The sequence below is a fragment of the Saccharospirillum alexandrii genome (assembly GCF_004000275.1).
GTDB lineage: Bacteria > Pseudomonadota > Gammaproteobacteria > Pseudomonadales > Natronospirillaceae > Saccharospirillum > Saccharospirillum alexandrii.
In genome coordinates this window covers 140,326-162,714 of the sequence record NZ_RCIP01000006.1, presented here as the reverse complement: position 1 = coordinate 162,714, position 22,389 = coordinate 140,326, and the positions used below count along the sequence as shown (strand labels likewise).

The 22,389-nt window shown below is 57.6% G+C and carries 21 protein-coding genes; 11 read left to right on the top strand and 10 right to left on the bottom strand.

All coding sequences use genetic code 11. The annotated features are described in order from the left end of the window. Window positions 1-2 precede the first annotated feature (2 nt). A complete protein-coding gene (gene def, locus EP166_RS20000) occupies window positions 3-509 on the bottom strand; it encodes a peptide deformylase (RefSeq protein WP_127560428.1) in 507 nt (168 codons plus the stop codon). A gap of 528 nt (window positions 510-1,037) precedes the next feature. On the opposite strand from def, the gene EP166_RS19995 reads away from it, so the two are divergent. The 5 genes from EP166_RS19995 to EP166_RS19975 all read left to right on the top strand — a co-directional run bounded on the left by EP166_RS19995 (window position 1,038) and on the right by EP166_RS19975 (window position 5,366). Further along, window positions 1,038-2,111: a LysM peptidoglycan-binding domain-containing protein gene (locus EP166_RS19995; protein WP_127560426.1), complete on the top strand. Its 1,074-nt coding sequence runs from the start codon at window positions 1,038-1,040 to the stop codon at window positions 2,109-2,111. A 115-nt stretch (window positions 2,112-2,226) separates the two neighbouring features. Next, window positions 2,227-3,324 carry a DNA-processing protein DprA gene (dprA, locus tag EP166_RS19990; RefSeq protein ID WP_127560424.1) on the top strand — a complete coding sequence of 366 codons (1,098 nt, stop codon included), beginning with the start codon at window positions 2,227-2,229 and terminating at the stop codon, window positions 3,322-3,324. A gap of 107 nt (window positions 3,325-3,431) precedes the next feature. Then, entirely contained in the window at window positions 3,432-4,013 is a 582-nt protein-coding gene (tsaC, locus tag EP166_RS19985; protein WP_246026360.1) for an L-threonylcarbamoyladenylate synthase type 1 TsaC, read from the top strand. A 34-nt stretch (window positions 4,014-4,047) separates the two neighbouring features. After that, window positions 4,048-4,965, top strand: coding sequence for an oxygen-dependent coproporphyrinogen oxidase (gene hemF / locus EP166_RS19980; protein ID WP_127560420.1), 918 nt, complete (start codon window positions 4,048-4,050; stop codon window positions 4,963-4,965). Window positions 4,966-4,997: 32 nt separating this feature from the next. Continuing rightward, window positions 4,998-5,366 (top strand): thiol-disulfide oxidoreductase DCC family protein, encoded by a 369-nt coding sequence (locus tag EP166_RS19975; protein WP_127560419.1) that lies wholly within the window; start codon window positions 4,998-5,000, stop codon window positions 5,364-5,366. An 18-nt stretch (window positions 5,367-5,384) separates the two neighbouring features. Here the strand turns inward: EP166_RS19975 and EP166_RS19970 are convergent, their stop codons facing one another. The 7 genes from EP166_RS19970 to EP166_RS19940 form a co-directional block, all read right to left on the bottom strand. Continuing rightward, complete coding sequence (locus EP166_RS19970) at window positions 5,385-6,434, bottom strand: proline racemase family protein (protein WP_127560417.1); 1,050 nt, start codon at window positions 6,432-6,434, stop codon at window positions 5,385-5,387. After that, window positions 6,431-7,567: a zinc-binding dehydrogenase gene (locus EP166_RS19965; protein WP_127560501.1), complete on the bottom strand. Its 1,137-nt coding sequence runs from the start codon at window positions 7,565-7,567 to the stop codon at window positions 6,431-6,433. The genes EP166_RS19970 and EP166_RS19965 overlap by 4 nt, the downstream gene beginning before the upstream one ends. 135 nt (window positions 7,568-7,702) lie before the next feature. Further along, window positions 7,703-8,146, bottom strand: coding sequence for a universal stress protein (locus tag EP166_RS19960; RefSeq protein ID WP_127560415.1), 444 nt, complete (start codon window positions 8,144-8,146; stop codon window positions 7,703-7,705). 27 nt (window positions 8,147-8,173) lie between these two features. Next, window positions 8,174-9,457: a TRAP transporter large permease gene (locus tag EP166_RS19955; RefSeq protein ID WP_127560413.1), complete on the bottom strand. Its 1,284-nt coding sequence runs from the start codon at window positions 9,455-9,457 to the stop codon at window positions 8,174-8,176. A 50-nt stretch (window positions 9,458-9,507) separates the two neighbouring features. Beyond that, window positions 9,508-10,098 (bottom strand): TRAP transporter small permease, encoded by a 591-nt coding sequence (locus tag EP166_RS19950; RefSeq protein WP_127560411.1) that lies wholly within the window; start codon window positions 10,096-10,098, stop codon window positions 9,508-9,510. 279 nt (window positions 10,099-10,377) lie between these two features. Next, window positions 10,378-11,343 carry a TRAP transporter substrate-binding protein gene (locus EP166_RS19945; RefSeq protein WP_425470073.1) on the bottom strand — a complete coding sequence of 322 codons (966 nt, stop codon included), beginning with the start codon at window positions 11,341-11,343 and terminating at the stop codon, window positions 10,378-10,380. A 616-nt stretch (window positions 11,344-11,959) separates the two neighbouring features. Then, the gene (locus EP166_RS19940) at window positions 11,960-12,802 is read right to left on the bottom strand and encodes a helix-turn-helix domain-containing protein (RefSeq protein WP_127560407.1); all 843 of its coding nucleotides are present in this window, start codon (window positions 12,800-12,802) and stop codon (window positions 11,960-11,962) included. Between the two features lie 367 nt (window positions 12,803-13,169). On the opposite strand from EP166_RS19940, the gene soxR reads away from it, so the two are divergent. Further along, entirely contained in the window at window positions 13,170-13,610 is a 441-nt protein-coding gene (gene soxR / locus EP166_RS19935) for a redox-sensitive transcriptional activator SoxR (RefSeq protein WP_127560405.1), read from the top strand. 52 nt (window positions 13,611-13,662) lie between these two features. On the opposite strand, the gene EP166_RS19930 is transcribed toward soxR, so the two are convergent. After that, window positions 13,663-14,076 carry a VOC family protein gene (locus EP166_RS19930; RefSeq protein ID WP_127560403.1) on the bottom strand — a complete coding sequence of 138 codons (414 nt, stop codon included), beginning with the start codon at window positions 14,074-14,076 and terminating at the stop codon, window positions 13,663-13,665. Between the two features lie 131 nt (window positions 14,077-14,207). After that, window positions 14,208-15,392 (bottom strand): chromate efflux transporter, encoded by a 1,185-nt coding sequence (gene chrA, locus EP166_RS19925; protein ID WP_425470072.1) that lies wholly within the window; start codon window positions 15,390-15,392, stop codon window positions 14,208-14,210. Window positions 15,393-15,539: 147 nt separating this feature from the next. Between chrA and EP166_RS19920 the strand changes: the two genes are divergently transcribed. The 5 genes from EP166_RS19920 to EP166_RS19900 all read left to right on the top strand — a co-directional run bounded on the left by EP166_RS19920 (window position 15,540) and on the right by EP166_RS19900 (window position 22,341). Continuing rightward, window positions 15,540-16,949 (top strand): ATP-binding protein, encoded by a 1,410-nt coding sequence (locus EP166_RS19920; protein ID WP_127560401.1) that lies wholly within the window; start codon window positions 15,540-15,542, stop codon window positions 16,947-16,949. After that, on the top strand, window positions 16,946-17,614 hold the full coding sequence (locus tag EP166_RS19915; RefSeq protein WP_127560399.1) for a response regulator: 669 nt from the start codon (window positions 16,946-16,948) through the stop codon (window positions 17,612-17,614). Before EP166_RS19920 ends, EP166_RS19915 begins: the two co-directional genes overlap by 4 nt. A gap of 108 nt (window positions 17,615-17,722) precedes the next feature. Further along, window positions 17,723-18,184, top strand: a complete 462-nt coding sequence (locus EP166_RS19910) for a Spy/CpxP family protein refolding chaperone (RefSeq protein ID WP_164744031.1) — start codon at window positions 17,723-17,725, stop codon at window positions 18,182-18,184. A 177-nt stretch (window positions 18,185-18,361) separates the two neighbouring features. Beyond that, the gene (locus EP166_RS19905) at window positions 18,362-19,423 is read left to right on the top strand and encodes a Leu/Phe/Val dehydrogenase (RefSeq protein WP_127560395.1); all 1,062 of its coding nucleotides are present in this window, start codon (window positions 18,362-18,364) and stop codon (window positions 19,421-19,423) included. An 89-nt stretch (window positions 19,424-19,512) separates the two neighbouring features. Further along, the gene (locus EP166_RS19900; RefSeq protein ID WP_127560393.1) at window positions 19,513-22,341 is read left to right on the top strand and encodes a PAS domain S-box protein; all 2,829 of its coding nucleotides are present in this window, start codon (window positions 19,513-19,515) and stop codon (window positions 22,339-22,341) included. The last annotated feature ends 48 nt before the right edge of the window (window positions 22,342-22,389 follow it).

The following is a 22,389-nucleotide window of genomic DNA, read 5'->3' as shown; positions in this document are numbered from 1 at the left end:
AATCAGGACGCCATCTGTTTGTGCTGTTTTTCCAGCTTTTTGCGAATCCGCGTGCGCTTCAGGTTGGACAGGTAGTCGACAAAGAGTTTGCCATCGAGATGGTCGATCTCATGCTGAATGCAAATGGCCAGTAGATCGTCAGCAACCAGCTCAAAGGGCTCGCCGTCGACATTCAGTGCCTTCACGTGAATCTTGTCGGAGCGGGTCACTTTCTCGTAATAGCCCGGCACCGACAGGCAGCCTTCCTGGTAGTCGATATCGCTGCCGAGTTTTTCGTATTCGGGGTTGATGAAAACGTGTGGTTCATTCTGTTCTTCAGAGATATCCACCACAATCACGCGCTCATGCACGTTCACCTGACTGGCAGCCAGGCCGATACCCGGTGCATCGTACATAGTCTCCAGCATGTCGCTGGCCAGGGTGCGAATGCGGTCATCGACCGTCTTTACCGGTTTGGCGACAGTCCGCAAGCGCGGATCGGGGTATTCGAGTATGTCCAGTAATGCCATGGTTCCAGTGCCTTGTCTTAATTCGGAGAGTGATGAGCGCATTTTACACAATATGGGCGCAAACCGGTGCTTGCAACGCACGGCAAGGCGCTAAAAACGGTAAAAAAACCCGGACATACAGCGTTAGGCCATGGCTTCGACCCGGGGTCCGGTCCGGGTTTAGTGTGACATTGCTCTCAAAACCAGCGATAAAGCGCCTAAAATAGCTCACAGTGGGCTTTAATATGTCTCGCTAAGCGATTGACTGCTAAACTAAAAGTGGTCACTCTTAGAGCAGGTGTAAGCGCTTAATACAGACCCGGCCTCAAGTTACTTGACCGGTGACGGGTTTACGTTACCCCCGGCGGGTTACCAGCCGCGCTGAATTGAACGGCAAAATCTGCCTGCTTGCGGGTCGGCTTTCCGGGCGACTGCTTATATACTGATAACTGTAGAGATCGTTTGGTTACCAAGTAGTATTGATCGCACCATTGACCTTATTGTGGCGCACCATAGACCGTACCGTAGATTGTTATAGGGAAACTGGCCATGAGGAACACCATCGCAGCTTTTGTCATTCTGTGCTTCGGCGCGCTTCCTGCGTGGTCGGAAAACGTTGCGCTCAATGCCGATGTGCCCGAACGCTATACCGTTCAAAAAGGCGATACGCTCTGGGACATCGCTGAAATGTACCTGGCCGATCCGTGGAAATGGCAGGACATCTGGCAACTCAACACGCAAATTGAAAACCCGCACCTGATCTACCCGGGCGATGTGATCGGGCTGATTCTGGTCGATGGCGAACAGCGGCTGACGACGCTCACCCGGGGTGAAGATGCCAGCACCGTGCGCGTTTCGCCGGAAGACGTTGAAGGTGGCCTGGTCAAATTACGGCCCACCGCCCGGGTCACCCCCATTCTGGGTGCCATCCCTTCCATTCCCCGTGAATACGTGGCGGGTTTCCTGACCGGCAACCGCATTCTTTCGGAAAATCAGCTGACAGAAGCCCCTTACATCGTCAGCGGACAGGAAGGCCGCCTGATCGTGGGTGCTGGCGATACCGTATACGCACGGGGTGATTTCGACGAATCCCTGCGCACCTACCAGATATACCGCGAAGGCGAGCCACTGACAGACCCGGGAACGGGCGAAGACCTGGGGTTCGAAGCGATCGAACTGGGCCAGGCACGCCTGTCGGATTACAGCCGCGATATCGGCACTCTGGGCCTGCAGCGCACCAACCAGCAAATTGGCCTGCGTGACCGGTTGTTGCCTTCCGATGAGACGCTGTTGAACTCCGTATTTTATCCGAGCGAGCCGCCCGATGGCGTGGAAGGTGAGATTCTTCGGGTTGCGCGCGGTGTGCGCAGCATTGGCCAGTTCGATGTTGTCACCATCAACAAGGGCGCACGCGAAGGTCTGGAAGCAGGCAACATCTTCCGGGTTCATTTGCGGGGCGACCGGGTACGCGACCCGATTACCAACGATCGCCTGCAACTGCCGGAAACAGACGCCGGATTGATGATGGTCTTTCGAGTGTTCGAGAAAGCCTCTTACGGCCTGATTCTGGAAGCCGATCTGCCCATGAGCGTGGGTGATCAGGTGCGTTCACCGGGTTTCTGACCGGTCGCACCCATCCGGGGCTGCTCATGGTAGAGCGGTTCCGGCTTTAAGCACGAAACCGTCATGTCCGGCAGGGAAACAGCCGGAGCCACATCAGGGAAAAGGACCCGTTTGCATGGATGAACGCCTGCACTGGCTGTGCTGGGTATTGACGCCCGGCTTCGGCCTGAAACGCTGCCACCAGCTTTTGGACGTGGTGGACGACCCCCGCGATTTGTTCCGGCATGCCCGGCGCTGGCCGCTACCCCCCGCTATCAAGCAAACCCTAAGCGACATTCACAATCTGGGCGAACAGCACCCGGTGTACCGGCGTGCGCTGGAGCAGATGCGCTGGCAGGAGCAGGAAAACTGCCATCTGGTCAGTTTGCAATGTGACGCTTATCCGCTGTTATTGACCCACATTCCGGACCCGCCGCTGATGCTGTGGGTGCGCGGTAATCCGGATCTGCTGGCGCAGAGCCAGGTGGGCGTGGTCGGAAGCCGCAATGCCAGCCTTTCTGCGCGCAAACACGCCCTGACCCTGGGGCGCGGGATCAGTGAAGCCGGATTCGTGGTCACCAGTGGCGGGGCAGCAGGCATCGACGCCTGTGCGCATGAGGGCGCACTGGAAGGCAGCGGCAAGACGCTGGCGGTGCTCGGCTGCGGGGTAGACATTGTTTACCCCAAGCAGAATGCGGGGCTGTTCTCTCAGGTTATACGTCACGGTGCCCTGGTGTCGGAATACCCGCTGGGCACTCAGCCCAAACCGGGCCATTTTCCGCGACGAAACCGCATCATCAGCGGGTTGAGCGACGCCATTGTGGTGGTCGAAGCGGCCGAGCGCAGCGGCTCACTGATCACCGCAGATCATGCACTGGAACAGGGCCGCGAGGTGTTTGCACTGCCCGGCGACATCAGCAATCCCAACACGGCCGGTTGCCACCGGCTGATTCAGGATGGCGCTCAGTTGCTGACCAGCATTGATGATTTGCTGGGCGACGGCATGCTGGAATCACTGCGCATTCGCTCACCCGAAGCACCCTGCCCGCCGCTGGATCCGAACCTGCCCGAACTGCAAACCACCCTGTTGGGATTGCTGTCGTCGGAGCCCCAGCCGCTGGATGTACTCAGTGACCATCTGGAGTGCCCGTCCCAGATCCTACTGGAACCCTTGCTTGAACTGGAGCTGGCCGGGTGGATTCAACAGCAACCCGGGGGTTATTGCCGGCTTTAACTGACGCGGGACATTAAGTGACGTCTTTCAATGTCCCACGTCTTCCTATGTTTCACGTCTTTAAGTACCCTTCCCCGCTCCCTGGTCTGAATCCGGATCCCGTTATCGTGACTGCAGAAACTCTGTTGCCAAAAGCCCTCGATTTTACTGCCCGCCAACTGGGCAAGCGCCTGCTGGCCGGTGGCGTGGTGGCTTACCCCACCGAGGGCGTCTGGGGGTTGGGCTGCGACCCCTGGAACCCTGAAGCCGTCGGGCGGATTTTGTCCATCAAAGAGCGCCCGGTCGACAAGGGGCTGATCATTATTGCAGCCGACTACGAGCAGCTTGCTCCCTTTCTCGCCCCGTTGAGTTCCGATCTGGTTTACCGCATGACCGAGCGTTGGCCCGGCCCGTTCACCTGGGTAGTCGAACACAATGGCAGTCTGCCCGCCTGGGTAACCGGCAGTCGCCCGACCATTGCCGTGCGGGTGCCGGGTCACCCGATGGCACGGGCCTTGTGCCGCCATGCGGGCATGCCCCTGGTGTCGACCAGTGCCAATCGCAGTGGCAAACCCGCGCTGACCGACCGCCTGCAGGTAGCCCTGAAGCTGGGTGCCGAACTCGACGGCATTGCACCGGGCAAAACGTTTCCCGGTGCCCAGCCGAGTCAGATTCGTGATTTGCTGACCGGTGAGCTGTTTCGCGCCTGAGCCTACCTGCTGCACCTGTTACTCTGGAGACTGCATGACACAGACCGAATTCGACATTGAACCCATCAAAACCTATCTGCTGGACTTGCAGGATCGCATCTGTGCGGCACTCGAGCGTGAAGACGGATCGGCTCGTTTTGTGGAAGAAAGTTGGGAGCGCAATGAAGGCGGCGGTGGCCGGTCACGCGTATTACAGGGCGGGCCGGTGATTGAAAAAGGCGGTGTCGGGTTCAGCCATGTGATGGGCGATACCATGCCAGCCAGCGCCACCGCGCACCGGCCCGAACTGGCCGGGTGTCGCTGGCAGGCGTTGGGCGTGTCGCTGGTGATTCACCCGCGCAACCCCTTTGCGCCAACGTCGCACGCCAACGTACGTTTTTTTGTGGCCGAGAAAGACGGCATGAAGCCGGTCTGGTGGTTCGGTGGGGGTTATGATCTGACGCCTTTCTATGGGTTCGATGAAGACTGCAAGCACTGGCATCAAACGGCTAAAACGGCCTGTGAGCCCTTCGGTGAGTCGGTGTATCCGCGTTTCAAAACCTGGTGCGATGATTACTTTTACCTGAAGCACCGCAATGAACCCCGCGGCATCGGCGGTTTGTTTTATGACGACCTGAATGAGTGGGATTTCGACACCTGTTTTGGGTTTATGCAGGCGGTCGGCAACAGTTATCTCGAAGCGTATTTGCCCATTCTGCAACGGCGCAAGGCTACGCCCTACACCCCGGCGCATCGTGACTGGCAGGAAGTTCGCCGCGGTCGCTACGTGGAATTCAATCTGGTGTTCGACCGGGGCACCCTGTTCGGGCTGCAGTCTGGCGGACGTACCGAGTCGATTCTGATGTCGCTGCCGCCTCACGTGCAATGGGTGTACGGTCATACGCCCGAGCCCGACAGTGATGAGGAACGGTTACTCACGCACTATTTAAAGCCGCAACACTGGGCTGACTGATCCCGACCATGAAATGGTTCGTATAGTTCGGGATGGACACTCTCTATTTCGACGGGTCTTGCCCGTTGTGCGCTAAAGAAGTTCGCCTGTTGCGTCGCCTGGCCGATCGCGGGTTGGCGTTGCGCGACATTCACCACTTGCCCGAGGCACATCAACCTGATCGGGCTACCTTGCTGCGTACGCTGCATTTGCAAACAGAGCGTGGTCATTGGGTCACCGGTTTGAACGCGACTGTAGGTGCCTGGCAGCATACCCGCTTTGGCTGGTTGTTCAGGCCGTTGTTGTGGCCCGGTGTGGTGTCCGTTGCCAGCAGGCTGTATCGGCGCTGGGCAGACCGCCGATTCGACCGGCGCTACTGCAGCAATGGCACCTGCCAGTTGCCTCCCACCCAGGCGGACTGAACCGGCTGTCAATGCTGACTAGCTGGTAGCCAGGAGTTGGTCCAGCCCCTGACTGGTGACCATGGGGTCATCGCCGTTAACCAGAATGTCTGATTTCGCAATCACGTAGCTTTTACCGGTAATGGTGTTTTCTATTACCGGGAAGCGACCCTGCTGCTGTATTCCCTTGTACTCACCCACAAACCGGGTATTCCGCAACGAAACCGTTTCCAGTTTGTCGCCGGGCTTGATCAGGCCTTCATAATGCATCAGCGCCAGTCTGGCTGAGGTGCCGGTGCCGGTGGTGCTGCGGCAAATGACGCCGGGGTGTACGTACGTCGCTGAGCGCGACCGGTAATAGCCCTCTCTGACCGTTTCCACCGGTCCCATAAAATGCAGAAAAGGAAGCGGCCCGACATCGCCCAGGCTGTAGTGTGAATAGGGTGGCTCGGCCTGAATGGCTGTAACAATAGCGTGGGCGCAGTCGCTGAGGGCGCGCTCTTCATCCGGCGTCAGGTCAAAGCCGAGCTCGGTTGCATCGACCAGGGCATAGAAGCCACCGCTGTAGGCAACGCTGTAGGTAACGTCGCCAATGCCCGGGACTGTCAGTACCGCCTGGTAGGTATCGATGTAACTGGGCAGGCCTTCACAGGTGACCGACTCCACGACGTTGTTGCGTACCCGGGCCGTAATGTTGACCAGCCCGGCCGGAGATTCCAGCATGAAGTGCTGCTCACCTTCCTGCTTTTCCACCAACCCCAGTTCCAATACCGCCGTGGCGGTGCACAGGGTGTTGGACCCGGAATAAATCGGATAGCCCATGACTTCCATGATGATGTACCCCGCGACGGCCCTCGGGTCGGTCGCTGGCACCAGCAGGTCAATCGACATCTCCGGAATGCCGTAAGGCTCTTCGAGCAGCAGGGTGCGCAGGCCATCGGCGTGGTCGCGCAGATACTCCATTTGCGCACGCACCGTAGCGCCAGGCAGAGGGGCGATACCGCCAGTAACAATGCGGCTTACATCGCCGCCCGCATGGGTATCGAGCAATTGCAGCGTCAGGGTCGAAGGCGCCTGTGGGTTGCTCATCCGGCATTCTCCAGTGCATGGGGTGCACCATGTTCGGCCCATTGTGAGTCCGGTACGATCACGATCTTGCCCAGGTAATTGCTGGCCCGGTTCATAAAATAGGTTTCCGCACGATGCAGGTCGGAGAGTTTAAACGTGGCATGCAATACCGGTTTCAGTTCTCCGCTGCGAATCCATTCCATCAATTGGTCCGCTTCCTCGCGGGTGCCATGAGATACGCCAAACAGTTGTACCTGGTACAGGTACATTTTCGTCCACAGCAGTTCACTGACATTACCCCCGCTGGCGCCGGCAATGCTGAGCCGGGGGTTGTCGTTGCGTTTGTGCATATCGACGATCATGGTGTCGATGAACCGATTGGTCGACTCGCCTCCAACCAGGTCCATGACCGCATCCATCGGGTAGCCGCCGGTCGCCGCCAGAACGCGCTCGGTAAAGCCTTGCATGTTACTGCGATCGAATACGGCTTCAGCACCCAGCGTCAGCAGTGCCTCGGTTTTGTCGGCCTGGCTCAACGCATAGGGAATGGCGCCTATGGTGCGGCACAACTGAATCAGCGCCGTGCCCACACCGCCACTGGCACCGGTCACCAGAATTCGCTCTCCGACTTTCACCCTAGCGGAGGTCAGCATGTGCAGCGCGGTTTGGTAAGAGCACATCCCCAGTGTTGCCAGCTGGGCGTCGTCGAGGTCGGCATTGCTGACGTGATGAAACTGATCGGCGGGCACCGCAATGTAGTCGGCATAGCCGCCGTCGGCACCATGGCCGTAATAATCCGGGATCAGGTTCAGGGTGCGCCGTGCATCGGGGTAAATATTAAAGTCGAGCAGGCCACGTTCACCCAGCCGTTCCGGGCTGACGCCATCGCCCACTGCGGCCACGCGGCCAACCACATCAGCGCCCTGAATGCGCGGGAACGTCAGGGTCGCTTTGCCGCCCATCTGGAAGGAGGTTACTTCGTCGTTGTCCTGAGTAGGGTAAAGGCCCTCGCGTGCCTTGCGGTCGGTGTTGTTTTTGGCTGTAGCGGTGACCCTTACCAGTACCTCGCCCGGGCCGGGCCTGGGCGTTGGTACGTCAGTCCGGTAGTCCAGTTGCTCAATGCCACCATGGCCGGTCAGTACCATGGCCGTCATGCTGGCAGGAATGTCGTCGTTGAATCCCGAATGCACGATCAGCCTCCTGAATGAAGCCCCAAAAACCGATTAAGTGGATATGAACAATGGAATAAAAGCACCGGCACCCTGAGGTGCCGAATGCACGCACTGCGCTCAGACAATCAGGGTCGGGCAATGCGCCAGACTGGCAACCCGGTGCGAGACACTGCCTAACAACAGCCCGTCTTTAGCATCATGGGTGCCGTGGGCCCCCATGACAATCAGATCAATGCCTTTGCTTTTGGCAAACTCCACAATCATCTTAGACGGCCGGCCACCTTTCACAAACCCTCTTAGGTTCTTTGCGCCTTTTTCAGTAGCAATCTGCTTGGCGTGTTCAACAATTTCCTTGGCGTAGCCGGCCAGAGTGTCATCGGGTATTTGCAGATCTTCAGGTCGGCCGACCGATAGCGAGGCCGCGAACAGGCTGTGGTGTTTGTAGACGCAGATCAGAAAAATCTCTGCGTCAGGTGTCATTTGCTGAAACTCAATGGCCTGCTCCATAGCACGCAATGCCGCCTTGGATCCATCAACAGCCACCAGCATTTTCTTAAACATCAGTTGGTCTCCCTGTCAGTTATGCACTCAACGGAAAGCAAGATCCCGTAGGAACAAGGCAATTTGCGGAAATATGATCAGCAGTGCCGCCGAGAAAATCAGAATAAAAATGAACGGTGGCGTACCGCGAATGACTTCCCAGTAAGGCCGTTTGAAAATAGCGATAGCGGTGAAAATGTCGCAACCAAAAGGCGGCGTGGCAGAGCCGATAGCCACCTGCAGGGTAATCAGAATACCCACGAGCACCGGGTCCAGTCCGGTTGCGGCGATGGCCGGTGCAAAGATGGGCGTCAGTACCAGAATAACCACAATCGGGTCGACGAACATGCAGGCGATAAAGAAGGCGATGCAGATGGAAATAAGAACGCCCGCAGGGCCCATTTCGTTAACACCGACCGCTTCGAGAATGGATTGTGGAATCTGAGCGAACGATATAATCCACGAAAAGCCGTTGCCCACGGCAACCAGAATAAACACAACGGCGGTGATTAAGCCGGTTGATTTGGCAATGCGGTACATGTCTGGCAATTTCAGTTCGCGGAATACAATGAACTCGAGGAACACCGCATAGAGTACACAGACTGCGGCCGCCTCTGTCGGGCTGAAAATACCACCGTAGATACCACCGACGATAATCACCGGAAACATGAGTGGCCACAGCGCACCCAGCACTGCTTTACCACGTTCGTTCCAGCTGGCTTTGGGTTCAGTGGGTACGTTGTTCCGGTAGGCGTATATCAGAGCGTAAAGCGAGAAAAAAGCCAGAATCATCAGGCCCGGGCCGACGCCGGCGATGAACAGTTCGGCAATGGAAGTCTCGGAAATGACCCCGTAGATGATCATGCCGATGCTGGGCGGGATCAGGAATGCGATGTCGCTTGCGTTGATGATCAACGCTAGGGTGAACGGGTCGGAGTACCCGGCTTTCAGCATCTTTGGTCGCAGGGGAGAGCCCACGGCAACCACCGTTGCCTGAGTCGAACCGGAAACCGCACCAAACAGTGTGCAGGAAGTTGCCGTGCTTATCGCCAGGCCACCTTTTACGTGGCCGATGAACGACATCACCATATCGATCAGTCGATTGGCGGATTGACCGCGGGTCATGATGTCAGCCGCCAGAATGAACATGGGCACAGCGATAAGCGACGCGGGGCGAATGCCGCCCATCATTTGTTGAATGAAGGTGGTGTTTTGCCCGAAACCATCGAACATCATGTAGAAGCCAACCAGTGCAGCGGTGGTCAGCGGAATCATCATAGGAAAGCCAAGCAGCAGCAAACCTATCATTATGAACATCAGGGTCGTAGCCATGATTGCCTCATTTTTAGTGTTCTTTTAGTCAACGAAAACGTGTGGTTGGATCACACTTCTTTTTCATTGTCGGCATAACCATCCACCACGCCGGTAGACAGATAGACATCGGTCGATGTCACGTTCTTTATCGCCGTTAGCAGATACTGAGTTCCGGTAACAGCAAAACCGACAGGCACCCACACATAGATCATCCAGATTTCAAAACCCAGTGCCGGCAAAATACGGCCGCGATCGTACAGGTTCATGATGTAGTCGACCGAGTAATAACACAGGAAAAACATGATCGCAGAGGTGAACAGGGCAATCAGAATCATCAGCATGCGCCGCGGCGTTGTCGGCAGCACGTCATAAATAGCCGACATGCGAATATGCCGCCCGTGACGCGCGGCGTAGCCGATGCCAGCGAAGGTAATCATAATAATGAGAATCCGGTTGATCTCACCGGAAAAAAACAGGCCCTCTCCCAAGACGAAGCGGAAGATGACGTTGATGCAGGTATTCACAGCCATCAGGATGACGCCGAGGGCCAGAATAACTGCCTCGACTTTACTGATGGCAACATCGATGACACCCAAAAAACCGGGCAAACCGGATTCAAAAGCTCCGGTGTCATCCATTTCGTTAGACGGGTCAGACATTGAAATGGCTCCTGTGCGTAACAAACGCTGAGCAAAGGCTCATCTGAACAGATCCGTGTTGTCAGGGCCAAAGACAGCCGACTGCGTTAACGCAGCGGCTGAGTCTGGTATCCAAGCGGAGTAGCACCAGAAATGCCATCCGGGTATGGATCTGGATAAGTCAGCCAGCCCGGGGCAGCACTGTAAACGGGTTGCCGGGAGCTGGCCTTGAACAAACGGGCATGAGAGCACCCGATGTTCTGCTGACAAGGCGAGGGCGTTGCCAGCGCTTGCGGTTTTTTAGTTAGTCACTTCTTCGAGGTCTTCCTTGAACTGGTTAAGCAGGGCTTCACCGCTTTCACCGGTCATCTCGATAAAGGTTTCTTCCACTTCAGGTGCCCGTGCCTTGAACATCTCGATCTGTTCATCGGTCAGGCGGGTCACCGTGACCTCATCGCTGGCCGCTTCAATCGCTGCAAGCGCTTCATCGGCCAGGCCGTCGATGTGTACCAGAATTTCTTCAAAGGCATAGTCAGCTGCTTCCTGAATTAACTGCTGATCTTCAGAAGACAGGCCGTTGTAGAAATCCTGGTTGGCCATGGCTGCCGTGGTAAACCAGCCGTGGCCGGTAAAGGTCAGGTTGGGCGAGACTTCGTACAAACCGCCGGATTCAATCCAGAAAATCGGGTTCTCCTGACCCTGAATCATGTTGGTCTGCAGCGCACCATACACTTCACCCCAGGGCAGCGGGGTTGCAGTAGCGCCAAAGGCTTCGTAGGTAGAGGCCAGCAGCGGGTTGGTCATGATGCGGATTTTCTTGCCATCAAAGTCAGCCGGTTCGGTGATCGGTTCGTCGGCCGTAACCACCATTTCCCCTTCCGGATACATTTGCAGCAGCTCCAGGCCTTGCTCTGCGTAGAGCTCGGGGAAGTCTTCATTAATGGCTTCACTTTCGCGGAAGAACTGGACCACGGTGTCCATGTCGGTAGGCATCAGATACGGGATAAAGAAGATCTGTGCTTCCGGAATCAGCGAACCGGTGAAGCCGGGCGACTGGTTCACAAATTGCAGAATGCCGTTCTGGGTTTGCTCCATGATGTCATCGGATTCACCGAGCTCACCGAAGCGGTAGACCTGAAGGGTGTGGTCGGAATTGTCTTCAATGTATTCCTTGAAGGCATAGGCATACACGTCTTGAACGTCGCCTTCGTATTCTTCGTGTGCATAGCGCCAGTTAGCCGCCTGGGCCAGGGTGGCGGCGCCCATCGTCGCGGCAGCCAGGGCAGAAATGCCCAAAATTTTGGTAACAGATGCAGATGTTTTCATGTGGTTAACCTCCATTCACCCCGGCGCTGGTCGAACACCCCGGGTGGGTTTCTGTTGGTTAGGGTTGAGGGTCTGAAACAGGCCGACATCCATCGACTTAGCACCCCCAAAATCCTTTAGAGCTATATCAGAATGGCAAAACAATTCGGCTCTGGCAAGGAAATGGGCATTAAAATATTTCAGCTGACCGGTATGATGGAGGCTTGCAACAATCGAGCGAGCCCGTTCTCACGGCATCCCGAGCCCCAAACCGGCCAGACCCGCTACAGCTCTGGAAGTGTCTGATTGGTTAAGCGGAAAGCCTTGTAAAAGCTGATTCCCCTAAAATTATCGCCCCCAAAGAAGGCCCTTGGTTACCGGTGGAGTGGAGGTTTTGATGCGCACTAAAAAGGTGCTCGTTTCAATAAGTTAGCAGATATTGAAAGTCGCACCCAAGTTTGGAACAGTGAGCGATTGCGAAAATAGGCGGGAGCATTAAAGTTTCGTGTTCGAAAGTATTTTTGGGGTTTTTTGGAGGAGTGTAAGGCTCGATTGAGGGTTTGCTGCCGAAACGACGTTAGCGTTCGAACAACTCACACCAGCCGTTACCCCGAGGCAGGTGAGAGAGTGAAATGAGCAGTTCATCCAGCAGGTCGGGTGAGCTGGCATAACCGGCGATCAGGTCATTGATCAGGCACAAACGCTGTTCCAGTTTCAGCCGGATTTTCAAATAGGGACCGTCATCCAGGATGCGCAGCGGGTAAACACCGGTCGACAGATAAAACCGCGCGTAGTAGCTGAAATTAATGGACACCTCACCCGAGAGAATGCGCCGCACGGTACGCGGGGTGACATTGAGGTACCGCGCCAGGTCGCGCCGGGTCAGCTGGTTTTCGTGAAGAAAAAACAGCAGGCCCTCGGCCACCATCCGGTAATAGTCTTTGTCGTAGAAAAACGGCCGCACACCGGCAAGTTCGCTGGGCTGAATGCATACCGAGTCATCGGCATCGCGGCCGATATGCCGCGGGCAATGATCGATCATGCTTTGCAAGGTTGCCAGGCAATCGTCCGGTGAAACCCGTTGCAGCAGCGATGCCAGGCGAACCTGGCGTATATTGCGATAGTCGCCAATGGGCAAGTGGCTGAAATAATTCGACTGGGCCAACAAGTGCAGCGGCGACATGCCCATCACAAAACACCACCAGTTGATGATGTGCATGCGGTACTGGCGTTTGCCTTTCTCCATTTCCATATAGGTTTTCTTGGAAACCGACAGCAGCCGCATCATCGCAGGCGTGCTCAGCTCGTTCATGTGACGGACCTGTGCAATGAAGGCACCGGCACTCTCATTGAACAGAAACTCAATGTCGTCGAAATCGACCCCCGAGCTGGGCCCGGTCGCACACGGATCTGCAGTCATAATGTTTAGTCTGGTATTGGCCCGGTTTGCCGTCAATCGGACGGCATCGGGGTGTACTGGAAGTACCGGCTACGCCTTTGGGTATCAAACCCTGGCCAGGTAGTCAGCTAAGAACACTGACGCTACCGCTATGTGACCCCTTTCACAATAAACAATCCTGCTGAATAGCGGCACAATAGAGCATGGCGCGAAGAACGCCGCCATGGTGCGGTTCCCAAGGCGGACACAAACGACACCTCTGTGGATAACTTGGGTTGGTTTTGTTCACTCAATGGCATAAATAGTGGGTTTTGCATGGCGATACGGGCTTCAGTTCGGGTGACGCAGGCGCTAGTCTGACGCCCGTCATGTTGAACAGGGTAGTCCCGTGTCAGAAATATCGGTTGGCCAGTTGGCGCGACGTGCCGGGGTGTCGGTTGCCACCCTGCATTTTTACGAGCAGAAAGGGCTGATATACAGCCACCGCAATGCCGGTAACCAGCGTCGTTATAACCGGCGCATGTTGCGCCGGGTCGCTGTGATTAAAACGGCGCAGCGGCTTGGGTTCAGCCTTAAAGAGATTGCCGAGATGTTCCGTGAACTGGGCGAGCAACAGGACATCACCAAAGACAACTGGCAGCAGTTGTCGGTACGCTGGCACCAGGCACTGACCGAGCGCATTGAAGCGATGCAACGCCTGCGTGATGAACTGAACACCTGCATCGGCTGCGGCTGTTTATCGATGGACAACTGCCGCCTGCGCAACCCGGACGATGCCCTCAGCGAGCAAGGCTCCGGGCCGGTTCTCTGGGAGGGAAAAGAAAGCTGAGAGTTTGGAGCTGCGAGCTGTTAGCTTAAAACTCTCAGCTCGCAGCTCACAACTATTCCAAATTCCTTTCTTCGGGTAGGTCGCTCAGGTACTGCACAAATTCGACTTCAAACCCGTCCGGGTCGAGGAAGTAGACGTTGCGCCGGTGAGGGTTGTCGTCACCCGGGTTGGTGACTTCAAAGCCTGCTTGACGCAGACGTTTGATTACTGCATCGAGGTTGTGGGTGACGTAAGCAAAGTGGGCCAGGCCCACCTGGTGGCCGGTCAGATCCCGGTTCTCGCCTTCCCCCATTTCGTTCAGCGCGATGTAGTGGTAGTCGTCTCCAAAATGCACCCAGATACGGGGCTTGCCGTACCAGGTTCCCTCTCCCCGGGTGCGAATGCGCCAGTGCGGAAAGGCAGCCCGGTAAAAAGCCAGTGACCGGTCGAGTGATGTGATGACGAGATTGATGTGTTCCAGATGCATGGTTGTGGCTCCTCTGTTGTTAGCCACACCGATGCTAATACCTCAACTTAACTTGAGGTAAAGTGCTTTTTTTGAGATTGTTTACAATACTGTTGGCGTTGCCGGGGGGCAACGGGCTGGGCTGCCGCCAATTACGGCATCAGTGTGTCCAGCAGTACGCCACTGAGCGCAAACCCCAGCACCAGCAAAACCAGCGGCACACGCTGGCTGCGCAACAACAGCACCCCGATCACCACCGGTGCCAGTTGCCAAGGCGACTGAACACCCTGCAGAAACACCGGCTGGTACAAGGCCGCCATCAGCAAGCCGACGACGGCCGCGTTGATGCCGGAAACGGCACCGCTGATGCGGGGCCGGGCCAGCAGTGCCTGCCAGTAGTCGCGCACCGCCAGCAACAGCAGAAAGCCTGGCAGAAAGATGGCCAGGGTGGCCAGCGCCGCGCCAAGCAGCGGCGTTTCAGGCTGAAGCAACGCACCCAGATAAGCCGCCAGAGAAAACAGCGGCCCAGGCAATGCCTGGGCGACGGCGTAGCCCAGCAAAAAGGCATCCTGACTGACGGCATCGCCCACCGTGGCCTGCAGCAACGGCAACACCACATGACCACCACCAAATACCAGTGCGCCGGTCTGGTAGAAATCGGCCCAGAGACTGCCCGGCAAGCCCAACACACCAACCACCGCCAGCAGCAGAAACACAGCGAGCGATAGCCAACGCACCCGGCCCCGGGTTCCGTCGGGAACGGTGCCAGCGTCGGGGGTACGGCGGCTGGCTCCCCAGGCGGCGGCCACCAGCAACACCAGCATTTGCCCGCCCACACCGGGCCACACCACCAGCGTCGCAAGCGACAGCAGCGCGACCGCCTGGGTCGCTTTGGCGTCACAGAAGCGGGCGAACATACCGGTGACGGCATCGAGCACGACGACGACGGCCAGCCATTTCAGACCCATAATAACCCCGGGAACCCAGGCGGCCGTGGCGGTCAGGCTGGTCACTGCCACGGCCGTCATGATCAGGAACGACGGCAGGGTAAAGCCGATAAACGCCGCAATAGCGCCAGGCAAGCCCGCCCGGTGCTGGCCAATCGCGAAGCCGACCTGGCTGGAACCGGGGCCGGGCAGAAACTGGCTCAGCGCCAGCAGGTGGGCGTAATGGTCTTCACTGAGCCAGTTCAGCCGAACCACAAAGGTGGTGCGAAAATAGCCCAAATGGGCCGCCGGTCCTCCGAAACTGGTGCACCCCAGCAATAAAAAGCGCCAGAATACGTCCCAGGTGCTTTGCAACGCGGTGCTGATGCGGGTTTCGGTGCTGGGAGTCACGGTGGCGCCCCTGTTCAGTGGCTAGGTTTTGATGAACAGTTTATGGCGCTACCATGACAGTTCCAAGACAGCCCGCCCCAATGCCAATGCATAGTGGCTGCACATTGCGCTGCTAGAATCGGTAGCATCACCTCATGGCGGACACCCATGCGCATCAGTCTTCGATACAAGTTGTTTCTCATTATCCTGCTCGCCAACGCGCTGGTGGCGAGTGCCATTGTGATCACCAACAACCGCGCCTTCGACGCCGGTTTCGAGGCGTATCTTGAGCAGGTGCAAAGCCGCCGGCTGGCGCCTTTGCTGTCGGCGCTGTCGGATATATACGCAGAACAGGGCAGTTGGGCGTGGGTGCAGCGTGAGCCCATGCGTTTCTATCGGCTGGTGAGCAACGCCACACCCGGGCGTTCGCCGCGCGATCAGCGTCGGGAGCCGGTTCTGCTGAGTGATGCCAACAATACACTGCTGATTGGCGATCCCAGGCTGCAGCGGCGCGCCTATTGGTTGCCCATTGAACTCAATGGCGAGACCGTCGGCTCGCTGGGCGTGCCGCAAGCGGTGCGTCTGGGCGCTGAATTCGACCGGTTGTTCGCCAGCCAGCAGCGGCGCCAGTTGCGCTGGATAGCGCTGATCACCCTGCTGGTGTCGGCAGCCCTGGCCATCCCCTTCGCCGCGCGACTGCTGCGCCCCATTGCCGATCTGAAGACGGCCTTTCATCGACTGGCCAGCGGCGACCTGGGCAGCGAAGACATGCAGCAGCGCCTGGCCGTGCGCGGCAACGATGAACTGTCCGACCTGGCGCGGGATTTCAACGCGCTGGCTGAAACCCTGCAACGCAATCAGCAGGCACGCCAGCGCTGGATCGTCGACATCGCCCACGAACTGCGCACACCCATCGCCGTGCTAAAGGCAGAAATTGAAGCCCTGCTCGATGGCATCCGCCAGCCAGACCCCGACACCCTGGCGTCACTGTTTCAGGAAATTCAGCGTCTGGGCGGGCTGGTAAACGACCTGCATGATTTGTCGCTGGGGGATTCTGGCACCCTGGCCTACCAGCCAACCGAGATCGACCTGCTCGAGGTGCTGAACACCGTTCACGGCCACTTCGATCTGGAGCTGGCCCGCAAGCACCTCGACTGGGCACTCAAGGCACCTGCCGCGCCGGTAACGATGACCGGCGACCCGAACCGGCTGATGCAGCTGTTCAGCAACCTGATGCAAAACAGCCTGCGCTATACCGATGGCAGTGCCAACAAACCGGGCCGGGTAGAGGCCGAGGTTCAGCGCAGCGACGCTGGTATCACTGTACGCTGGTCCGATTCATCCCCCGGCGTTCCGGACGATGCGCTGGCGCTGTTGTTCGATCGGTTGTATCGCGTTGAAGCGTCACGCAGCCGCGCCAGCGGTGGTTCGGGCCTCGGCCTGTCTATTGTGCGCAGCATTGCCGAGGCCCACCAGGGCCAGGTGACCGCCATGCATTCCCCGCTGGGAGGTTTGGTGGTTTCGGTCTTCTTTCCTCACCCTTCCGATCAACCAGACTCAGGGAGTCCCGCCCGATGAGCGGTCACATTCTTATTGTTGAAGACGAAACCAAACTGGCAACGGTACTGCGCGACTACCTGATGCGCGACGGCTACAGCGTCAGCCTGCTCGACCGGGGCGATGGCGTTCTGGACTGGCTAAGCCGGGAAACGCCCGACCTGATACTGCTCGACCTTATGCTTCCTGGCACCGACGGGCTCAGCCTGTGCCGGGCCATACGCAGCACGCAACAAACCCCGATTATCATGACCACGGCCCGCGTCGAGGAAATCGACCGGTTGCTGGGCCTGGAACTCGGCGCAGACGACTACATCTGCAAACCGTTCAGCCCGCGTGAAGTCGTGGCCCGGGTAAAGGCTGTGCTGCGCCGCACGCACCAAGTGCCCGATAGCGCGCCGGAGCCACAGTTGCAGTTGGCTGAAAACAGCAACCGCGCCCGCTTTGGCGACCGGGATACCGAACTCACCGCCATCGAAATGCGCCTGCTGCAATTATTAATGAAGCAACCCGGCCGCATTTTTACTCGCGACCAGCTGATGGACGACATCTACCCCGACCGTCGGCTGGTCAGCGACCGTACCATCGACAGCCACATCAAAAACCTGCGCCGCAAACTCTCGACCCTGGCGCCCGATCAGGAATTTGTGCGCTCGGTGTATGGCGCCGGGTACAAATTCGAATAAGCCATTGCAAAGAATCCGTCATCCATGGTGGCTCCACACTTTCTGCGAAGTGGCAGCCGATACTGGTTTTCACCGGGTCAGAGGGCCCACTTAACGGAGAACCAGACCATGAAATCCTTTTTCTCGACCACCCCGCGCCAAGCGCTGATCGCCGTCGGCGTTGTCGTCGCCCTGGCAGGCAGTGCCAGTGCCGTATACGCACACGATGTCATGAGCCAGAACCGCATGACCGACCGGTTCGACTACATCTTTACTCAGTTGAATCTGACCGATGCCCAGCGCGCAGAGGTGGTGGACATTATGACCACCCAGATGGCAGAGCGGCGTGAGCAGCACCGGGAGCAACGCGACAGCGGTGCTGACCGCCCGACGGCAGAAGAGCGCCAGGCGTTCCGCGACGCTGCCCGTACCGCCCTGACCGATGAACTGGGCACGGTATTGCAGGCTGACCAGGTTGAAGGGCTGATCACCTACCTCGAAGCCCACCAGCCCAGGGGTGGAAAAGGTATGCACGGCAGCCACCGGGGCGGCCGCTACACGCCCGCTGAGCAATCCCCCGATGCCCAGTAGCTAAACCGCCCATTCAAGGTTCCTTTGCCCGCCCAGTGCGGGCTTTTTTCATTAACACTGGACAAACCCGGCTGACGAATTAAGGTTACCCCCAAGGCCTCACAAGGGCCGATATGGCTAACGCCACTCATCAGTACCGGTGACCCCGGCACTTACCCAACAAAAAGGATCATCGTCATGAGCCTGTTTGATCATGTCGAGTTCGACCAGCACGAACACGTCAGCTACGTCTGCGACCCCGACTCCGGCCTGCGTGCCATTATCGCCATTCACAACACCCATCTCGGCCCGGCCATGGGTGGCACACGCTATTACCCCTACCAGAACGATGCCGATGCCCTGACCGATGTGCTGCGCCTGTCGCGCGGCATGACCTACAAAAGCGCCCTGGCACGGCTGCCATTGGGCGGTGGCAAGTCCGTCATTATCGGCGACCCGAAAACCCAGAAAACACCGGCGCAAATGCGTGCCTTTGGCCGCTTTCTGGAGCGCCTGGGTGGCCTGTATATCGCTGCGGAAGACTCGGGCACGTCGGTGGCCGATATGAAGATCGTGCGTGAAGTAACCGCCCACGTCTCGGGCTGTGACGACAAACAAACCCTCGAAGGCCACACCAAATCCGGGGACCCTTCACCGGCGACCGCCTACGGCTGTTTTCTGGGTATCCAGGCGGCGGTTAAGCACCGTCTGCAGCGGGACGATCTGAACGGCCTGACCGTGGGCATTCAGGGCCTGGGCAATGTGGGCTATCGTTTGGCGGAGATGCTGGCCGAAGCCGGTGCCCACCTGGTGGTGACGGATATCAACACCGAAGCGGTGCAGCGCGCTGTAAAGGAGCTGGATGCCAAAGCGGTTGGGCTGGACGATATTTATCGTCAGCCGATGGATATTTTCGCACCCTGTGCACTCGGTGCTACGGTGAACCCACACGCGTTGGAACACCTACAAGCGAGCATCATTGCCGGCTCCGCCAACAACCAGCTCGATACCGCCGGTACCGGCCGGTTGGTGCACGCCAGGGGCGTCTGCTACGCACCGGACTATGTGATCAACGCCGGGGGCATCATCGATGTGTGTTATGAGAAGCAGGGCAACTACAACACCGACACCGTGAGCGAACACATCGAAGGTATTTACGACACTCTGATGGCGTTGTTCGAACGCTCTGCCCGCGAGAACATCGCCACCAGCGACCTGGCCGACACCATGGCCCGAGAGCGGTTGCAATCGGTCGAGTAACCGAAACGCCTGTCCGCATCAATACCGTCACAGACCCTGCTGTGCAGTGCTAGACTGCACAGCAATAACCCGAGACGACGACGGTATTGATGCAAGAACCACCGATCCCCGACAACGAACGCCAGCGCCTGCGAGCCCTGGGCAATCTGGATATTCTGGATACACCTGCTGAGGTGGAGTTCGACCGAATCACCCGGCTGGCCCGAAACGCGCTCGGCGTCCAGACAGTGCTGATCAGCCTGGTGGACGCCAACCGCCAATGGTTCAAGTCGCGCCAGGGGCTCGAGGCGACTGAAACCCCTCGCTCGATATCATTCTGCGGTCACGCCATTCTGGGCAAAGCGTTGTTCGAGATCCCGGATGCGCTTCTGGACAATCGCTTTGCAGACAACCCACTGGTAGCCGGTGAACCGAAAATTCGTTTTTACGCGGGCATGCCATTGCGAGCGCGTGACGGATCTGCTCTGGGAACCCTTTGCCTGATTGATTCGTCACCCCGCACACTCACCGACAACGAGCGTACGGTTCTTGCGGACCTGGCTGAGTTGGCCGAGGTTGAGCTGCAACGACGAGAGAATCCGGACCGGGTGTATTTGCGGGCGCTCACCGAGGGGACCCAGGCGGGCCTCTGGGAATGGAACGTTCAAACCGGAGCCACAGTCTTCAATGAGCGCTGGGCCGATATCGTCGGGTATCGGCTAGCGGAATTGGAGCCGGTGTCCATTAATACCTGGCAATCGCTTGCGCATCCTGAAGATCTGGCTTCGTCAGAAGCATTGCTGAATGCACACTTCAATGGCGAAACACCGGTATATGAACTGGTTTGCCGTATGAAGCACAAACTCGGGCACTGGGTCTGGGTGTTGGACCGGGGGAAAGTCGTCAGTTGGATGGATGATGGGCGACCCGAATGGGTAATGGGAACGCATTTGGACATCAGCGATTTAAAAGAAAGCGAGTTCAAACGCTTGCAATCCAACCAGGCCTTGCAAAGTCGGGAGCGATTGCTGCGCACCATCATCGACAACATTCCGATGAACATTTACGTGAAGGATCGCAGTGGTCGAAAGATATTGGCCAATCGAGCTGAGCTGGATCACCTGGGGCTGGCCAGTGAGGCAGACATTTTGGGTAAGCATGACCGTGATCTGTATGCCGGGTATTTGGCCGAACGGGCTGACGAGCAAGAGCGGCCGGTGCTTGAGCAGGGAGAAACGATTTCACTGCTCGAAAGCGAAGGAGCGGATCAGGACGGACGCCCTTTGTGGTACCGGGTGTCCAAAATACCGTTGCGTGATTCAACCGGTGATATTACCGGATTGGTCGGCCTGAGCATCGATGTAACCGACGAAACGCACAGCAAGCAGAGCCTGCGCGGCCAGTTGCAGTTTTTGAAGGTGCTGAATGATCTGGCGACCGATGACAGTATTCACTTGAACGAACGGCTTAACCGGGCACTGGCATTGGGCAGTGAACACCTGGGGCTGGAGCTGGGCATCATCAGCCAGATTGATCACGATGAATACAAGGTACGTTTTTGCCATGCTCCTGAAGGCGTGGCATTAGCCCCCGGTGATGTTTTTGCGTTGGGGGATACCTTTTGCAGTTTGATTCTTGAGCGCAGCGATGAACTGATTATCCAGGCCGTCGCCGGTTCCACGTATCAGCAGCACCCCTGCTATGACCTATTTGGTGTCGAGACCTATGTGGGTATCAGATTGACGGTGAATGGCCAGGTCTATGGTACGTTGAACTTTTCATCTTCAGCACCGCTGGAAAAATCGATTGATGAATCGAATCTGGCGTTTGTACGGTTGCTCGGCCGCTGGATCGAGTCGGTTCTTGGGCGTGATCAGGACCAGCGCTTATTGCAGCAGCGCGAAGCCCGGCTTCGGGTGTTGTTTGAATTGTCCCCGCTGGGTATTGCACTGACAGACCTGTCCAGCGGCCGGTTTATTGCGGTTAACGATGCGCTGGTGGAGCAAAGTGGCTACGACCGCGATACCTTGCTGTCCATGACCAAACGTGAACTCTCGCCTGGTTTGAGCCACCAGATCGATAAAGAGGGCATTCGTGAATCCGCTGAAAAAGACCAGATCGGCCCGGTTGAGGTACAGGTCAAACACCGTGGGGGTCACCAGTACCCGGCTAATGTCATCGGCCTGAAAGTATCGGACGCGGATGGCAGCCGCCTGCTGTGGACGGTGTACGAAGACATCAGTGACCGGCGCCGCATAGAGCGGCTAAAAAGCGAGCTGGTGTCGACCGTCAGCCACGAACTGCGCACACCGCTGACGTCCATTTCCGGGTCATTGAAATTACTGGCAGCCGGGCATTTGGGCGAGGTTCCGGCCGCCGCTAGTAAGATGGTGAGCGTTGCCCTGAAAAACACCGACCGGCTGATCTTGCTGGTAAACGACTTGCTGGATATGGATAAACTCATTACCGGGCGCATGCCGTTCGATATGAAGCCTCATGCCTTGCAGCCATTGCTTGCCACCACGGCCGACAACATAGCGGGCTATGCGCATTTGCATCGCGTTGCAGTGGTGGTCGGCGAGGTGCCACCGGTTAGCGTGAAGGTGGATGCGCACCGCTTCGAACAGATAATGGCCAACCTGCTCTCCAACGCCATTAAGTTTTCTCCTGAAGGCGGGTCCGTGACGATTGATGCGCGAACGACCACCAGCACCGTCACCATCACGGTGCGTGACCATGGCCCGGGTATTCCGGAGGCGTTCAGGTCACAGATTTTTCAGCGTTTTAGCCAGGCCGATAACCGCGACAACCGGCAAAAAGGCGGCACCGGGCTCGGGCTGGCGATCAGCCACAGCATTGTGCAAACCATGGGCGGTGATATCGGCTTCGAATCGCGCCCGGGGCTGACCGAGTTTCGGGTGGTCTTAGTGAGAGTGTAGAGCGGCGATCTGTGTGATGTCGGTCAAAAACTGTTAGATTGGAGCCAG

Coding starts and splice junctions, on each gene's coding strand:
- def (WP_127560428.1), bottom strand. CDS start 509: ATGGCATTACTGGACATACTCGAATACCCCGATCCGCGCTTGCGGACT.
- EP166_RS19995 (WP_127560426.1), top strand. CDS start 1,038: ATGAGGAACACCATCGCAGCTTTTGTCATTCTGTGCTTCGGCGCGCTT.
- dprA (WP_127560424.1), top strand. CDS start 2,227: ATGGATGAACGCCTGCACTGGCTGTGCTGGGTATTGACGCCCGGCTTC.
- hemF (WP_127560420.1), top strand. CDS start 4,048: ATGACACAGACCGAATTCGACATTGAACCCATCAAAACCTATCTGCTG.
- EP166_RS19975 (WP_127560419.1), top strand. CDS start 4,998: ATGGACACTCTCTATTTCGACGGGTCTTGCCCGTTGTGCGCTAAAGAA.
- EP166_RS19970 (WP_127560417.1), bottom strand. CDS start 6,434: ATGAGCAACCCACAGGCGCCTTCGACCCTGACGCTGCAATTGCTCGAT.
- EP166_RS19965 (WP_127560501.1), bottom strand. CDS start 7,567: ATGACGGCCATGGTACTGACCGGCCATGGTGGCATTGAGCAACTGGAC.
- EP166_RS19960 (WP_127560415.1), bottom strand. CDS start 8,146: ATGTTTAAGAAAATGCTGGTGGCTGTTGATGGATCCAAGGCGGCATTG.
- EP166_RS19955 (WP_127560413.1), bottom strand. CDS start 9,457: ATGGCTACGACCCTGATGTTCATAATGATAGGTTTGCTGCTGCTTGGC.
- EP166_RS19950 (WP_127560411.1), bottom strand. CDS start 10,098: ATGTCTGACCCGTCTAACGAAATGGATGACACCGGAGCTTTTGAATCC.
- EP166_RS19945 (WP_425470073.1), bottom strand. CDS start 11,343: ATGGGCGCCGCCACCCTGGCCCAGGCGGCTAACTGGCGCTATGCACAC.
- EP166_RS19940 (WP_127560407.1), bottom strand. CDS start 12,802: ATGACTGCAGATCCGTGTGCGACCGGGCCCAGCTCGGGGGTCGATTTC.
- EP166_RS19930 (WP_127560403.1), bottom strand. CDS start 14,076: ATGCATCTGGAACACATCAATCTCGTCATCACATCACTCGACCGGTCA.
- EP166_RS19920 (WP_127560401.1), top strand. CDS start 15,540: ATGCGCATCAGTCTTCGATACAAGTTGTTTCTCATTATCCTGCTCGCC.
- EP166_RS19915 (WP_127560399.1), top strand. CDS start 16,946: ATGAGCGGTCACATTCTTATTGTTGAAGACGAAACCAAACTGGCAACG.
- EP166_RS19910 (WP_164744031.1), top strand. CDS start 17,723: ATGAAATCCTTTTTCTCGACCACCCCGCGCCAAGCGCTGATCGCCGTC.
- EP166_RS19905 (WP_127560395.1), top strand. CDS start 18,362: ATGAGCCTGTTTGATCATGTCGAGTTCGACCAGCACGAACACGTCAGC.
- EP166_RS19900 (WP_127560393.1), top strand. CDS start 19,513: ATGCAAGAACCACCGATCCCCGACAACGAACGCCAGCGCCTGCGAGCC.